This window comes from Microcoleus sp. B4-D4, from assembly GCF_036705185.1.
GTDB lineage: Bacteria > Cyanobacteriota > Cyanobacteriia > Cyanobacteriales > Microcoleaceae > Microcoleus.
This window is the reverse complement of record NZ_JAUBTX010000024.1, coordinates 18,790-34,508: the sequence shown is the minus strand read 5'-3', so window position 1 is coordinate 34,508 and position 15,719 is coordinate 18,790. Positions and strand designations below refer to the sequence as shown.

The 15,719-nt window shown below is 44.8% G+C and carries 16 protein-coding genes, 1 tRNA gene and 1 pseudogene; 4 read left to right on the top strand and 14 right to left on the bottom strand.

The features are described 5' to 3' along the window. Window positions 1–6: 6 nt before the first annotated feature. Together QUB13_RS18020 and QUB13_RS18015 are read right to left on the bottom strand one after the other, a co-directional pair. Entirely contained in the window at window positions 7–459 is a 453-nt protein-coding gene (locus tag QUB13_RS18020; protein WP_333383045.1) for an EndoU domain-containing protein, read from the bottom strand. Window positions 460–569: 110 nt separating this feature from the next. Next, entirely contained in the window at window positions 570–1,607 is a 1,038-nt protein-coding gene (locus QUB13_RS18015; RefSeq protein ID WP_333383043.1) for an adenylate/guanylate cyclase domain-containing protein, read from the bottom strand. A gap of 619 nt (window positions 1,608–2,226) precedes the next feature. Here QUB13_RS18015 and QUB13_RS18010 point away from each other — a divergent pair. Further along, complete coding sequence (locus tag QUB13_RS18010) at window positions 2,227–2,394, top strand: hypothetical protein (protein ID WP_333383041.1); 168 nt, start codon at window positions 2,227–2,229, stop codon at window positions 2,392–2,394. 79 nt (window positions 2,395–2,473) lie between these two features. On the opposite strand, the gene QUB13_RS18005 is transcribed toward QUB13_RS18010, so the two are convergent. The 4 genes from QUB13_RS18005 to QUB13_RS17990 all read right to left on the bottom strand — a co-directional run bounded on the left by QUB13_RS18005 (window position 2,474) and on the right by QUB13_RS17990 (window position 5,938). Then, window positions 2,474–3,619 carry a fatty acid desaturase family protein gene (locus QUB13_RS18005; RefSeq protein WP_333383038.1) on the bottom strand — a complete coding sequence of 382 codons (1,146 nt, stop codon included), beginning with the start codon at window positions 3,617–3,619 and terminating at the stop codon, window positions 2,474–2,476. Window positions 3,620–3,946: 327 nt separating this feature from the next. Next, entirely contained in the window at window positions 3,947–5,212 is a 1,266-nt protein-coding gene (locus QUB13_RS18000; RefSeq protein WP_333092025.1) for a glutamate-5-semialdehyde dehydrogenase, read from the bottom strand. Between the two features lie 4 nt (window positions 5,213–5,216). Beyond that, a complete protein-coding gene (locus QUB13_RS17995) occupies window positions 5,217–5,621 on the bottom strand; it encodes a hypothetical protein (protein ID WP_333383036.1) in 405 nt (134 codons plus the stop codon). A 245-nt stretch (window positions 5,622–5,866) separates the two neighbouring features. Then, window positions 5,867–5,938, bottom strand: a tRNA-Gly gene (locus QUB13_RS17990). 219 nt (window positions 5,939–6,157) lie between these two features. On the opposite strand from QUB13_RS17990, the gene QUB13_RS17985 reads away from it, so the two are divergent. The 3 genes from QUB13_RS17985 (at window position 6,158) to QUB13_RS17975 (ending at window position 9,147) form a co-directional block, all read left to right on the top strand. Beyond that, the gene (locus QUB13_RS17985; RefSeq protein ID WP_194010048.1) at window positions 6,158–6,298 is read left to right on the top strand and encodes a hypothetical protein; all 141 of its coding nucleotides are present in this window, start codon (window positions 6,158–6,160) and stop codon (window positions 6,296–6,298) included. A 266-nt stretch (window positions 6,299–6,564) separates the two neighbouring features. Continuing rightward, complete coding sequence (locus QUB13_RS17980; protein WP_194068240.1) at window positions 6,565–7,026, top strand: hypothetical protein; 462 nt, start codon at window positions 6,565–6,567, stop codon at window positions 7,024–7,026. 300 nt (window positions 7,027–7,326) lie between these two features. Continuing rightward, window positions 7,327–9,147, top strand: a complete 1,821-nt coding sequence (locus QUB13_RS17975; RefSeq protein ID WP_333383034.1) for an ABC transporter ATP-binding protein — start codon at window positions 7,327–7,329, stop codon at window positions 9,145–9,147. A 52-nt stretch (window positions 9,148–9,199) separates the two neighbouring features. Here the strand turns inward: QUB13_RS17975 and QUB13_RS17970 are convergent. The 8 genes and pseudogenes from QUB13_RS17970 to QUB13_RS17935 all read right to left on the bottom strand — a co-directional run. After that, window positions 9,200–9,397: pseudogene (locus QUB13_RS17970) on the bottom strand (DnaJ domain-containing protein); the annotation flags it as partial. A 212-nt stretch (window positions 9,398–9,609) separates the two neighbouring features. Then, entirely contained in the window at window positions 9,610–10,632 is a 1,023-nt protein-coding gene (locus QUB13_RS17965) for an NADP-dependent oxidoreductase (protein ID WP_333383032.1), read from the bottom strand. Between the two features lie 11 nt (window positions 10,633–10,643). Further along, window positions 10,644–11,009 (bottom strand): DUF6920 family protein, encoded by a 366-nt coding sequence (locus tag QUB13_RS17960; RefSeq protein ID WP_333383030.1) that lies wholly within the window; start codon window positions 11,007–11,009, stop codon window positions 10,644–10,646. Between the two features lie 5 nt (window positions 11,010–11,014). After that, complete coding sequence (locus QUB13_RS17955; protein ID WP_333383028.1) at window positions 11,015–11,401, bottom strand: DUF6544 family protein; 387 nt, start codon at window positions 11,399–11,401, stop codon at window positions 11,015–11,017. A 566-nt stretch (window positions 11,402–11,967) separates the two neighbouring features. Then, entirely contained in the window at window positions 11,968–14,238 is a 2,271-nt protein-coding gene (locus QUB13_RS17950; protein ID WP_333117093.1) for a DEAD/DEAH box helicase family protein, read from the bottom strand. 325 nt (window positions 14,239–14,563) lie between these two features. Continuing rightward, window positions 14,564–14,701 (bottom strand): hypothetical protein, encoded by a 138-nt coding sequence (locus QUB13_RS17945; RefSeq protein ID WP_333383026.1) that lies wholly within the window; start codon window positions 14,699–14,701, stop codon window positions 14,564–14,566. Between the two features lie 14 nt (window positions 14,702–14,715). Continuing rightward, window positions 14,716–14,886, bottom strand: a complete 171-nt coding sequence (locus tag QUB13_RS17940; RefSeq protein ID WP_333383024.1) for a hypothetical protein — start codon at window positions 14,884–14,886, stop codon at window positions 14,716–14,718. 119 nt (window positions 14,887–15,005) lie between these two features. After that, entirely contained in the window at window positions 15,006–15,677 is a 672-nt protein-coding gene (locus tag QUB13_RS17935; protein WP_333383022.1) for a glutathione S-transferase, read from the bottom strand. Window positions 15,678–15,719 lie beyond the last annotated feature (42 nt).

Below are 15,719 nucleotides of genomic sequence, written 5' to 3'. Positions count from 1 at the left end.
CCTTATTTAGAAAGTGATGGGATTGCCGCCTGTAGGATAGGATGATTCTATGTTGCCTGCAACATCTTTGATAACTAGCCATTCTACTCCATCAACTGTTTCGCGATGGAAAGTCACACCATCAGAAGAACGAGTGTGAATAGTAGGTGTTTTTGCTACTTGATTGGTAACATCTATAATTTTAGCATTACTCCAACTATCGGGTGCTAGAGTTGATTTTTTGGGGCGAGAAAAACTGCCGTCGGGAAATTGTTTAATTGACTCGACAAATGTTGTGCCATCTGAATTATTGTTAATAACTCTGACTGTAAAATTTGGGTCAGTTTTAATTTGGGGTGAATGAGCACCGACAATCCTGTTAGAGTTGGGTGGACGGCGTTCTCCATAGAGAATTTTCTCTTGGAGTTCGGATGGTAGATGATTAGAACTGCCTGGACTACCACTTGAACTTGATTGCATTGAGAGCGAAAATGTGATACTATTGGGACTGCTACTAAGATTAGTTGCTAATGTCGCTGTTGGCAATAAGGGCGATCGCATTTACGATCGGCTCAACCTAATTTTTAAAATCAAAATATTTTCCTAATCCAATTGTACACCGCAGCAGACAAAGCACGTAACTTCTTTACAAAAATTTGCCAGATTGAAACTTTTGTTACCTCAAATAAATCTTCGATTTCTACGGGCAGCGGCGGCATCCCGATTACTTCGTAAAGCGGATATTCGCCGCTTTTTCCCGGAATTTCAACTAATACGCATTGATTGACGATCGCCAATTCCTTGACTTCCTGATAAGTCTCTTCGGAAATCAACAAACTCGTTCCTACTTGCTTGTTCGCAGCCTCGATCCGGCTGGCAAAATTCACCGCATCTCCGATCGCCGTAACTGTCTGACTGTTCGACGCACCCAAATTCCCCACAACCGCCAAACCGCAGTGAATCCCAATCCCAATCCGCAATCGGTGACGGTATAAAGTCTCAAAATAGGGATTGAGTTTCTCTAGTTCCTCCAGCATCTCGACTCCCGCCCTCACTGCTTGTTCCGCCGCCTTTTCGGGATTTTCTAACCCAAATAGCGCCATGAAACCGTCTCCCATATAATTATTAATCATCCCACCATTGTTATTGATTACAAAACCCATTTTCTGGAAATAGCGATTTAAAATATAAATTACGTCGTAGGGTAACAGCGATTCTGCAAACGCAGTAAACCCTCGAATATCAGCAAACAAAATTGCAATTTTTTTCTCGTGTCCCACAGGTGCAGAAATCAAATTTCCGACCATTTCGTCGTTAAATGCTTCCAAGTCTTCAGAATCGATCGCCAATCTCCGCAAAATCACCTTCCCGCCCGCCACCTGCGTCTGACAAGCCAGCCTAATTTCGGGCTCTAAGCGTAATTTTTTGGCAAGTTCCTCTTCCGACGAGGTGCGCGGAGAGCAAAATTCCAAACCTTCGACAATCAAGACGCGGCAAGTCGAACACCGGGCGCTACCGCCGCAGATGTGGGTGTGGGGAATGCCGGCACTGAGGGAAGCTTCGAGAATTATATCGTCGTCGTCTATCTCGATCGTGCGATCGTCCGGCAGATAGTGAATGTGCGGCATCTGTGGCGTCTCCAACCTGAATAGCGCGAGAAATCTCGCTCAAATCTGCGATCGCCATCAACCGGTGCGATGCCAACCCAATTTTTCAAACTCTTTTCTATATGCCCTGATTGCTTAACTGTATCAGGATTTTCTCTTATTTTCCGAACTCAACCGCCAAGCTGAGGCCCGATAAGTAGTAAGACACAATTAATTACACAAAAGTCTGGGCTAAAAGCCTTGTCTAGTAAAGAATCAGCAAAAAATCAGTGTGTAATTAATTCTGTCCAATTACTTACGGGACATTCAGAAAAAGATCGCCTCACTCGATCGCTATTAGATCCCCAACTTCTTCAAGAAGTCCCAGAGTTGGGAGTTCTGTTTTCTAGCGTTACTTTTATTGACAAAATTAAATTATTCTTAATAGTTTAATAGGGGCTGAAAGCATGATAAATTCACGATCTAATTCCACAGGTCAGCCACATATTTTTATGTTTTAGCAGGCTTTATACCAATTTCATAAAGTAGCGCTAAATATTACCCCCCCGCGACTTCGGGGGGGGCTAAGACTTCATCCATACCACATCTTTAGAAAAATAGTATTAGTTATTACGATAAATCTTTCCGCGAACTTTACCGGATGAGCTTCGACGAAGTTTTTGCGGGAACGCCGATCCAATTTTTAGCCAGCCAGTTCCAACAAAATTTGAATATGGCTGAACAAAGGATTGATGCCAACAATCAAAAACGGGTAATCCCTTACTTTTCTCTCAAGCCTTCTTTGGTAGTCAATAGCATCAGTATGTAGGAGTCTATTTGTGGGGCGGGCGGGACATCCGCCCCACAATAAATTTTACTTTTTGTGAGACAAAGCCGAAAGCCTGTTGTTAAGCTCGGCTTTTGTATTCTTCCACAATCGAGCAATTGACGACCATTGTTCCAGAGGAATCGGTGAAGGTGACTTCATCTTTGTAATGTCTGGGGGTTTGCATCAACAAGCGCCAAGCTTCTCCAGCATCGATTAAATTCATCCGACCGGGGTAGTGAATTTGTAACAATTCTTGCACCATCGGGTAATAGTTTGAGTTGATGCTGGGGAAAATGTGATGTTCTGTGTGGTAAGAAAAATTTAAGTGCAGCAAATCAAATATTTTAGGAACCCGCAGCGAAGCACTATTTATCAGCGGGTCGTTAATCTCGGTCATCCGACAGCCCATGTGATTGGTGAAGATGTAGAACATGGCACCTGCATGACCGATCGCGATCGGCAAAATGTAGGCAAGAGCTACTTTAATCGGGTTAAACTCTAGATAGAATAAGATACTCAGGTGAATTGCGACAATTCCCAGACATTCAAAGGCGATCGTTCTTCTATCTTTCGGACTAACTGTAAAGGCAGCCGGTACGTAATCGACAGATTTATCGTTGAATAACAGTACCGAGGTGAGATTGCGGAAATTGTGTACAAACCAGGAACCGGCCATCCCGACAATTAACCACAGCGGATTGACTTCCACCGACGGTACAAATAGATTTTGAATCCATTTTCCCCAAGTGTCGGGCTGCTGCGACAGGTAATTGCGATCGGGGTCTGCTGCAGAATTGGTGTTGTTGTGGTGTACGAGGTTGTGCAGATTTTTCCACTGAGTAGGCGGCATGAACAGCATACTTAGGCCAAAAAAGGCGATCGGATAAGTGAGGCGAGACTTTTTCTGAACGCTACCGTGCATCAAGTCGTGGGAGCTAAATAGCAAAACTATGATACTATTGCCCATGATGACGGCTAAAGGTAAGTAAAGCCATAAAAAATAGACAGACCAGCGATCGAGATTAGCAGCAATTCCCCATCCCAACAATAAAATCGCGATATTTATCAGCAGTATCCCTAACTTGCTTGAATTCGGTTCAAAGGCATCTGATGGCAGCAGCGGGCGCAATTTTTTAACATATACCGAGTGGTGAATTAGCGTTTCTTCGCTTAAGGTCGGTGTTTCAGTCTTGTCTAGAGTATTGAGTTTTTTTTCTGATTTCATGTTTTGGATAAGAGTATTTCGATGTCACTCAATAACTTTCTACAGTTAATTGTATCTGAGATATTGCATGATTGTTAGCAACAGGTTTGCCTGTTATGCAAAAATTTAATGTTCTTGTGAAATAAGCCGGAGATTCCGTTTCCAAACAGCTTATTGAAAATAATAGTATATATAAGTTATCGGATTTTGAACCAATAACCAATAATATCGTTTCCGGTTGCATCAGAATAATAAAATCGAGTTAACAGTCAACAGTTAACAGTCAACAGTCAACAATGATGTTTGAGTGCAACCGGAATTGATATAACTCACAAGAAGCAACTTACCTTAAAATTGTCCGTTACCTTGAACAATTTCTTTAATTGTCGTCAGCGTATCTAGCCCGATTAATCCCCGGCGATAACCTTTTTGGTTGGACATTCCCAAAAATATCGCATCTCCCCGATTTTGATAGCGCCAAAACCGAGGGGAGGCATTAATAAAAGTTGAGGCGCTGTTGACATCTAGAGCAAATTGGCGACTTTCTAAGTAAGATTCAGTGGCGATGGAGTCAGCGTGGCCGCTGCTGTAGCGGTTGATCCAGCCGATCGCAATTTCTAAACTATCAACAACTTTAAACGCTATGGTTTTGTTTAAGTAAGGTTGAGTCCATTCGTAGGGTTCAGCCAGCTTCAACTCTGGGAAATCTGCGACGAGATCTGCGTCTCCGCTAATTTGAAAGCCTTTTTCTTTTAAACTGTTCCACAGCCTGACTAAGGAAGAAGGCTTTTGGTTGCGATCGATCAGCACTTTCTCGATCGCATTTACCGGATCTGGCACACTTTGATGGCTGTCCAAAATCATCCACCTTGCCATTTCCAAACTACCAGTCGGCGACCAATAGAGGTAGCAATTGCCCATTGCCGATCGCAACACCGGTGCAGTGCACAGCCTTACCACCTGCTGCACCAAACTCGGTCTACCGTAGGGAATAATTAAATTGAGATATTGGTCTTGAGTCACCAAATCGCGGATTGCAGCGCCCCGATCCGGCGGCAATACCTGCAAACATCCTGACGGCAAACCGACCTCATCGATCGCCGAGTTCAAAGCTTCTCCAATTACAGCATTAGTTCGCCAGCTTTCGCTGCCACCTTTGAGAATCAAACTGTTAGCGGTTTTGAGACACAAACCCGCCGCGATCGCCCCCAACTCGGGAAACGCCTCGTAAATTAGGGCGATCGCCCCCAGCGGCAGCGATTGACAGTATACTTGACAGCGATCGACTTGATAGGAAGCATTGATCACTCTGCCGATCGGATCTGGCATTTCCCCCAACCGTTCCAGAATTTGGACAGTTGTCTTGATCCGTTCCGGTGTCAGCTTCAGCCACTCCACAATCAAGTCGGGAATCGCCATATCGCGACTCGCTTCTAGATCCAGAGTATTTGCTTCTAAAATGTCATTTTGTCTGTCTTTTAGCGATCTCGCCATCGCCTGCAAACCAGCAGCGCGATCGGTGCTTTTTGTCGCCGCCAAGTCCAAAGAAGCTTGATAAGCGCGGCGGGCAACATTTGCCCCATCTGATGAATGACTAAATTCTTCTATTATCATTTAACTAACGCCTGTAAGCCAGCCATACCATCAGCGCCGGCAGCATTGCTAGCAGCACGGCGACCATTGCCCACAGAATCACATTGGGCCCGGGCGAGCTCAGTGCCAGGGGCAACCAAATCACTAGCGGGACCAAAATCATCCCTAGCGCCAGTGGCAAGTAGTGGGTTTTCAAACCCGGATTCGCTCTGTTCCATTGCTTCCCCGTCCACCGCCAAGCCTGCTTGTAAGGATAGTTTGTTGATAGTTGTTCGATAACCTGTCCGCTTTCGTCCAATACAAATATTTGCTGACAGCGGTTGCAGCCAAAGGCTTCTGTCAGCGTTATGGGTACGAGACGACCCTTGCGCCGGCAAGGGCAGGGGTACTCATCATTTAAGTCAATTTTTTGAGCTTTTTGGGATGGCACGAGCGATCGGATAAAAAAAGCGTTTTTGCAAAAATAATCGTTAACATATCCACTTTGTCAAGCTTGTCAATTCTGCCCGAGGCTTTCAATTGCTTGTTTCTAGCCGAAGCTCGACCAGCAATTTTGACTTGCAAGTTCTGGACTCAATTGTACCACTAACTTAGGTATTTTCAACCATTTCTGGGAGTATACCAAATAGTTTCTTTTGATACTTTTGGATCTTGTTGATTTTTTCCATCTTCTAAAGCGGGTGACGCGATTCGAACGCGCGACATTCACCTTGGCAAGGTGACGCTCTACCACTGAGCCACACCCGCATTTCCTGCGGTCTTAACTATAATCTCTCAATTCTCCGAATTTGTCAAGTCTTTTTTGTAAGTTTTTTTTTCAGACACTTCAGACAGCGCGCCGGGCCGCGCCCCGCCTGAATTTGCAGCAGCTTGATTGTTAAAAAAATCAGTAATTGCAGTGCTTTTAACCGTCATCCGCCCAAGGCAAGGCTACAATCAAGCTGCAATCGTGGGAGAACACTGCTCATGTCAGACTTAAATCGCGGAATCATGAAGTTCAAAGGAGCTGACAGCCCGATCGCGATCGGGCTTTCGGCGATCGTCATTGGCAGCGGCATCGGCTTCCTGATCTGGTGGGCGATGCAATCAGCCTACGCCTTCAGCTAACAGGCGCATAGAACTAGGACTTATGCAAAAACCCGGTTTCTCAGAAAAATCGTCGATAGATTCGGGAGATACTTGAGGCAGGAACCGGGTTTTTGAGTTCGCGCGCCTCCAGCACTGAGAACCTAAGAATTAGAAAGCATTGCTCAGAAGGCAGAATTTTCAGCAAATTCTGTCTTCTATATTTTTTTGCCCTCAGACAGCACTTGCCAAACTCTTATGTGGTGCTTATCCTGAGCTTGATGAGGCTTTTATACTTGTAACTTAATATGCGATCGATTTTCTTGACGTTTGCTCTCATGTGTTTAGCTAGCCCCGCTGTGGCCGCAACCTGCGAGGAAAGCTTTCAAAAAAAAGGCGACTTTCTCAGTGGTGCTGCCTTTTCGGCCCGGGTTCAGGTTGAGGGATTATCAGTAGAAAAAGCATTTTCGCAATTGCGACCCATTTTAGCCCGCGAGGGGATCAAGACTGTCAGCACTGATGTCAGCATGGGTGTGATGAAAGCAGAAAATCCCGCAACAGCTTTTCAGCGCGCTTTGCCGATCGATGTATTTGCCTCAGAGGATGGCAATCTGTTAACTGTCGAGATGATTTTTACCATTCCCAGTGGCGTGGGTGCAAGCAGGGACACCGTGAAAAAATACTTGTGCGATGCGCTAAATCAATTGTTGCCCAAAACTACAAGTACAAGGACTTCTGCGACACCACAACTGAGTTCGGCATTGCATTAATTCGATCGCTCTTGGGGAAACTATCTGCGTCAAGGAACGTTAATCTGTGGTTTCCTGTTGCTGCATCAACGCTTGAAATATCATCGCGGGCGATCTATCGAGTGCAGCAGATCGATCGCCCTTCCCCATCATATTTATGCCAAATCAGCGATCGCACTCCTGAGTTAGCTGAGCCTATCTGCTGTTATCCCATAGATTTCCCCCGCCGACTACTTTTGTAGTATAATTGTAGTTCTGTCGCCATCGCGCGCAATTATCAAACTCAAGTGTTTGGAAGGGGTTGTATCTCACAAGAAATTTATGGCAAGCTTTCAGGACATCATCAAATACTACAACAATTACTGGAAAACCTCGGTTCTGAGCATCGGTGCATCCAGCCTGTTTGCGATCGCAGATTTAGCCGTACCCTACGCGATCGGGCAAATCTTAAACGTATTGTCCGATCGACCTACAGATACAATAACGCAAAAATCGATCGCAGCGATCGCCTCACTTACCCAGCAGTCACCAAGCAAAATATTATCCTTATCCGTCTTGCTGGGCTTGATTTTTATCGTAACAGTCGCCAAAGCACCCATACAGCCTTGGGTGGGAAATTGGTTCCACTGGGCGCTACCATTAACAGCGCGGCGCGATCGAATGAAAGGAGCGATCGGCAAAATCCTCACCTTACCCCTAGAATTCTACGACGAAAACAACGCCGGACGGATTGCCAGCCGCATCGCCAAAGGCATCGCCAACCACACTTGGACTTACCCAGAAATTGCCGGTGAATTCATCCCCGAAGTCGTGCGCTTAATCGGCATCTTTGCAGTTATCTGGTTAATTGAATGGCGCATCGCCTTATTAATTTTGGTTTCTTTCCTATTTATCCTCAGTTTCACCCTCCAAAGCCTCCGACAAGTCACTCAGCGCGAAGCAATTTTGGATGAATACATCGAAAATACCGAAAGCCGCAACTCAGAAATTATTACCAACATCAAAACAGTCAAAGCATTTGCGACGGAAACAGACGAACTAAAAAGACAAACAACCAGACTCGATCGCGAATTGAAAGTAGTAGTTAACCGCATTCACAAAGGATACGTCATCCTGGGGACATACCAGCAGACCATCGTCCAGTTTTGCCTGTTTTCAGTTCTCGGTTTTAGTTTGGCAGCAACAGTCGCCGGCCAGATATCTCTGGGATATTTTGTTACGGTTTACACCTTAGCAAGCATGGCCTATTCCCAACTGCGTCCGATTAGCATTATCGCCGAATTATTGGCCCGCCGCTATTCTTCAATGATCCGGTTTCACGAGTTTATGCAATTGCCAGACGGTGTAGATGCAGGCAATTTAGCAACGGAAAATGCTGTATCGGCATCGCCCTATAAATTTACTGGCAAAATCGAATTTTGCGGGCTGACATTCGGGTACGATCGCCAAAAGCCGGTTTTGCAGGATGTAAATTTATTAATTCATCCCCGCCAGACTGTAGCATTAGTCGGGCGATCGGGTTCGGGGAAATCAACATTAGTTAAACTGCTGTTTCGGTATTTCGAGCTTAATTCCGGGCGCATTCTGATCGACGGCGAGGACATTTGTAGCTTAGACGTGACTCGCTACCGCAAGCGTTTAGCCATCGTGCATCAAGAAGTAGACGTATTTAACGGTACTCTCTTGGAAAATTTGATTTACGGCAACCGGAAAGCAACTTTTGAGCAAGTTAAGGAAGCTTGTCGCATCGCCAGAGTAGACGAGTTTGTCGGCTTGTTGCCCCAAGGTTACTATACCGTTGTCGGGGAGCGGGGAATGCGTTTGTCCGGCGGTCAGCGGCAGCGGTTGGGAATTGCTAGGGCTTTGTTGGTGGAGCCGGACGTGTTAATCTTTGACGAAGCTACTTCTAGTTTGGATTATGAATCGGAGCGATCGATCCAACTAGCCATGCAAAATATTTTGGGTACGCGCACCACCATAATTATCGCCCACCGACTGAGTACAATTCGCGAAGCCGATGCGATCGTTGTATTAGACGGCGGTAAAATCGTTGAAATTGGCAGCCACGACGAACTCTTGAAGCAACAAGGCATTTACCGCCGCCTGCACTCCCTGCAAGAAACCGGCGAATTATTGAATTAGGGATTTGGGCTTAGCCGAGGCTTGGTACACGGAAGTGTACCAAGTAAGCGGGCCTTTCAGGATTTGATAAAACCTCGTTGGCCTCATTCAAATCTTTGAACTTATCCTCAGCTTCTGGATTGCCGGGATTCACATCTGGATGATGTTTGCGGGCAAGTTTGCGATATGCTCGTTTGATTTCTTCAGGAGTTGCAGTTTTGCCGACTCCCAGAATGGTGTAGTAATCTTTGAAGTCGGTTGCAGTTGGCATGATTTAATCCTCAAAATCTGATAATTATGCACTCAAAAACCTCATAAAATAGACCTATTGTAAAAATATCCAAGACGGGAAAAATGCCGCTCCCAATTTTTTTCTTTCTTGTGGGATGGGCATTTTCCCCGACCCAAAAATTAATTAGAAGGACTTTTGCAAAAAGTCTAATCGGTCATGCGCGTCAAAATACTCAATCTTTTTTGATGCTATCAATTGTTTGTTGAATCGTCACTAACCTGAACTATTAACTTGCCAAAGTTCTTCCCTTGCAGTAAACCAATAAAGGTGCGAGGTGCATTTTCCAGCCCTTTTACAATGTCTTCTTTGTACTTCAGTTTGCCTGCCTGCAACCATTGAGACATATCATTTATAAACTCTTCATGACGCTGCTGGTAATCGCCAACCAGAAACCCTTGGATCAGCGCACGTTTAACCAATAGCGGCATCAGATTAGGGCCGGGAGGTGGAGTTTCGGCATTGTACTGGGAGATTAAACCTACTAATGGAATTCTGGCTCCCAGATTAATCTGTTGCAAAACTGCTTCTAGAATCGGGCCCGCCGTATGATCGACGTAGACATCGATTCCATTGGGACAAGCTGTTTTTAATGCTGAATTCAGGTCTTGAGTTTTGCGGTTGATGCAGGCATCAAATCCTAATTCATTCACAACGTAATCGCATTTTTCATCGCTGCCAACGATGCCTACTGCCCGACAACCCTTGATTTTGGCAATTTGACCGACAACCGCACCAACAGCACCAGAAGCAGCAGAAACCGCGACAGTTTCGCCGGCTTTGGGTTTGCCAATATCTAGCAGTGCAAAATAAGCGGTCATTCCAGGCATTCCGGTAATGCCTAATGCGTAAGAGATTGGTACTTGACTGGGGTCGAGTTTTCTCAAAGTTTCGGCTTTGGCGATCGCATAATCTTGCCAACCGCCATATCCCAGCACGAAGTCTCCGGCTGAAAATTCGGGATGGTTTGATTTCACCACTTGGCTGACAGTGCTACCCACCATGACTTCGCCTAACTTTGCCGGACTTGCATAAGACTCGCGATCGCTCATTCGTCCTCGCATATACGGATCGAGGGACAAGTAAATAGTGCTGCTGAGTATTTCTCCCTCTCCCGGTTCTGGAATTGCTGTTTCGACAACGGCAAAATTACTCTCTTTTGGTTCTCCCGTCGGGTAACTTTTGAGCAGAATTTGTTGGTTCATTGATTTAGACATAAATGACTCCTTTATTGATAGATTGCTTTATCGATCGCACATCGGAAGAATTCGCCTTCAGACTCAAAGCGATCGCTCCCCAAAAACCAGCCTACCCGAAGACGAGTCGGGATTGTGTAGCCGTCAAAGGTACTGCTTTGCTCGACAATTACCCCAAAATCTACGTAGTGAAACGCTTCACCTTCGGGATTGCCCCAGCGATCGATTTTGGCTTCCTCCAACATTCCCCGATCGCTAACTGTCAGGGTGAGTTTGACAGGTTCGCCGAGGGCTGTGAAGTTTGCCTGTACCTGTGAAGCATTTAACTCTGTCCAAGAGATGTCGGGATTGCAGAGAATGGAAGGCAGCAACATCGACTCTACTTGAACTCGGCCCACACTTCTTAGCGGGTGATATCAGCACCAGATGCCTGCATTACGGGAAACAGTCCGAGGATTTTCCACTGCGACTCGCCAACACCATCCACGATGCGATCGCATCCCCAAATCGGCAACCCCTTCGCCCAAGTCGTCGCCCGCCAGATCATCCCCCGATCACCGTAGATAACTTCTTCTCCCTTGAAGGGATGCCATTTTTGATCGAGTTTGATTTCGCCTCGCATCCACAATCGAACGGCGGATGCGAGGGGTGTGCCGGGGGCGATCGCATTCTCCAAATAGCGACGGGCTAGATTGGGAAGATTGATTAATGATTCAGGATTGAAGGGGCGATCGCTCTTCGGTGCTGATTCCCACAAATCGTCTAGAGAAATTTCTGGGATTTTAGTCATCTTTTTAAAGGTGGAAAGGGTAAGATACAGCACTTTGCGCTGAAGGTTTGGTTAAAACTACGATGTATGTTACTGGTTAAAAGCTTTTAGTTATATCATCCAGAATAGCGATCGCATCATATATATATATGTATCCGCAGGCGGATATTCTGATTGCCCATCAACTCAACAATCTAATCACAAGAAGCAGAAGCGCAACTATCAGCAAGCCACCATAGAGCGTGAAAATGCGATCGGCGAACCACTTTGGCAAGCAGAAAATGTCGATGACTTGACCGTTAAAGTTTGCTGTAGGCGATCGCTATTCCGCCCAACAACAAATATTCTCAAATGATTTGATATTTTAGAGGGCGATCGCTAATAATCTCTCCGAACTAACCAACGAAGTCTACTATATTCGCTTGCCTAATCTCGAACTGAAACAGATAATCTTAATGGACTTATCGATTCGGCATAACGGTTCGTTTGAGCGGCTGCAAGTAACCTTGCACTCAGTACCAATATCTTTCAGCAGTCTGCTCCAAGCGAATTGTTATACTGCGGATTCGTTCAAGCTTTGCGAGTCACTACCTTTTTAGATTCTCTAACCGAGTTTTTTCTGTGTGTGCTTTACGCGACAATACTTGAAGATTTTTCAATGTAGTTAAGCCACCTTCTGACATTGGTATAATGTGGTCAATTTGAAAATCTATTCGCATCTGGCTCTTAAACCCACTAGAGGCACAGACGATGAATCCTTTCCCGTCAGTATACTTGGCAAAGACAGCATCCTTAATATCCCGATACTCTGCTGGATCACGCTCTCGGATTTCCACAAATGAAAGGCTTTCTAATGGAACTGTATCAGGAATTACAATTGGCGGGGTAATTGTTACATCGGGGTAAACTCCAAGTAGCTTATTGATTTCGATATCTACCTGTTTCTTGAAATAAAGGTAATTATATCCAAATAAAACCTGCCAAAAGGATTTACCGTCATTCCATAGCGATGTAAGATATTCAGTCACCTGCCTAAGTGTTAAATCATTCTCGTAGATATGTCTTGCCACAATTGACAAATCACACTTTCTACGCTCACTAAAAGCAATGAAATCTGGCTCCATCTCCTTTTGAGCATAGAAGCGTAAAATATTTTTAACATCATCATCTCTGTATCCAAGCAGGAAAGGATAGTCTGGGAAGTAGAGGTTCTTCGTTAGTTGCAGTAAATATTCCAGCTCCTCGTCAGTCAAGACTTCTCTATTTTGGATATTTACACTCTTAAATACAGCATCTAGGTCATTAACAAAACTATCATAGGCTTCCTCAGTGCCGTTATATAAAAGTACATCATAGTTTCTAGACACTGGTTCAGCAGACTCAGAAGATTCAAGAATAGAAAAGCGATAAATTCCAACAGGAACTCGTCTCAGAAAATCCAATTTTTCTAAAGCAGCATTATCGATGGAATCATCCATCATACGGGCAAACTCTTCTATCTTTTCAATTGAGATAAGTCGAGCAATTCTCTTCATTGTCTCGATATCTCTATCAACAAACTCAGCGCCATCAAGATCAGTCAATTTCTCAGGATTAACCCAGTTGATTTTATCTTCCCAATTATCGATGAAGCTTACAACATAGGCTTTTTCTGTACCTCCTGCTTTCTGTCCGCGCAAAGCCCTACCAATCATTTGGGTCATTAAAAGTGTAGAAGTAGTTGGGCGTGTCAGAAAAACTGTTTGAACATTAGGCAAATCAGTTCCTTCGGTCAACATTTCTACGTTTATGAGAACTTCGAGTTGTCCTGCCCTGAAGCGCTTGATTTTTTCTGAATTCTCTTTTACAGAAATCGTAGCTCCAGTACCTTCGTCCATGATTTTTGAGGCCACGAAGTCAGATTTTATTCCTCGGTTTTTAAATAGTCCATTTAATGCGATCGCGTGTTGAATGTCAACTGCGAAAACCAAAAGGGGCTTATACTTTTCTCGGTTCTCAACATAGTGATCGATAATCCGTTTATTGCGGATACTCGACATCGCAATTCTTTCGGCAACCTTCTTAGGTAATTTGTCGAAGTCCTCAATTGATCTAATATCTCTGTCTGTTAATTCTTTATAGAAATCTAGCTCTGTCTCTAAGTTCTCGAAAACTGGTTCTGCAAGAATTCCTCTTGTAATGAGCGTCCTCAAGTGTTCTGAAAAGATAATGTCATCGGGAAAAACTTTTTTAAGCAAACCTTGCTCACTTTTATCTGTTCTGAATGGAGTTGCTGTCAACCCTAACATTCTGAAACCATCTGCTTTTCCTCTATCTTTAAAGTTTTGCTTAATGCTGTCAATTAATTTTCGATAAGTCTTTGCTGTTGCATGATGGGCTTCATCCACTACTAAAAGTATCGCGTCGGAATGATTAACCCAATTATTTGTGAGGTAATTTAGCCCACTGTTTAAACTATCTTTGCTGGCAATAATAATATCATCAGTTTTTTCGATGTTAACAGGGCGATCGTGCTTGGGATGACCAGAAATCACGCGATACTTGAATCTTTCAGTATCACTTAGTAATGATGGGTAAGCACTAAATTTTAAGGTTTCAAACGCTTGATCAAGTAGCTCATGTCGATGAGCAATCCACAAAACTTTTTTACGCTTGTCGATGAAATTGCGTAGTAACCAATGAACGGCTGTCAACGTTTTTCCACCACCCGTAGGCAAAACTAACAAACCCTCAAAAGGAGACTTATTTTTCTGATCAAGTGCCTTAATTGCCTCATTTTGATGGGCGTAAAGTTCTCTAGGATTTTTGCCTTTATTAACTTGGATTTGACCTGAGTATTCAACTTCAATAGTTTGCATATTAATGAAAAACTGAAGATAACTTTAAATTTGTGGCTTGTCCGACTGCTGCTCTATCGATAACTCCAAAGTAGGTGAACTATGGATAATGACAGATAAGCTTTCGGCTGCACCTCCACCGATAGAACGAGCAGTATACCTATCTATTATCACGCAACTGAGGCTTAATTCTTATTTTAACGTAACATTACCGCATCTTTTATTACAAGGTCATTGCGATCTCTTCAACAATCGTCTGCTAAAGCGTGCAGAGGCGATCGCAAAAAAAAAATTGTGCGTGAATGTAAATTCTGCACCATAGGGAAAATATTGCCATCTCTCAGGTTCATTTTTGCTGAAGACAGCTCGCGAGCGCTTGAACTGCCCCATCAACTCCATTCTTGTTCTGAATCTTTTCTCCCAATATTTTAGCTTTCTGTTGGACTTCTTTTGTCAAAGCGTAGGCGATCGCGATGACTGCCACATCGTTTGTTCAAATCAGATAAATCTTTGTGCTTCGGGGGGTGCATTGTCAGCGTCTCGCCATTCCGCGTAAATCTCAGATTGCCGTTGTGATCCTCTTCCACGTGTGCGCTCGCGCTGAGCGTCGATCGCAACTTTAATGGCATTGATGGGTAACTTCAAGCGTTCAGCGATCGTCAATTGCACCTTGCGATCGCCTCAACAATACAGCGTGTGATGATGTCAAAGGCATCACAGACTTTCCAGCATTATTAACAATCGTTTCGGGCTGAACGCTTCACCTCAGTTTATGAAAGGATTTCCACTTAATTCAGCAGCTCGTATGCCCCGCCACGTTCTAATGCACGGCGGTATGCCGGACGCCCGTGAATGCGATCGAGAAAGCCCATCAGTTTCGGTCGGCTGCTGTCCAACCCTACCTGTGCAGCCGCCGCCTCCAATGGAAAGCTCATCTGAATATCGGCTGCGGTGAACTCACTACCAACAAACCATAAGCTTTTCTCAAGTTCTGCTTCTAGATAACCCAGATGCAGTGCGATTTGAGGATCAATGAACGATTTATTGACGCGATCCACAATTGCCCGCGCGATCGGTCGAGCGAAAAACGGCATCGGACTTGTTTCAACTTGGTTAAAGACTAGCTTCAACACTAGCGGGGGCATCGCAGAGCCTTCAGCATAATGCAGCCAGTAGATGTATCGCAACCGTTCCGGCGTGCCAAGCTCTGGAGCGAGTCGTCCGCCACCGTAACGGTCAACTAAGTATTCGACGATCGCACCGGATTCAGCCAGAGTCAGCGCACCATCGGTAATCACCGGAGACTTGCCCAGTGGATGCACTGCACGCAGCGACGCGGGAGCGAGCATTGTTTTCGGGTCGCGCTCGTAGCGCTTGACTTCATACTCTAGGTCGAGTTCCTCTAGCAGCCAGAGCACTCGCTGGGAGCGAGAGTTGTTCAAGTGGTGGACAGTAATCATGTTTTTATTCTCAGCTTACAAGAGATTGATGCGGTGAATTGT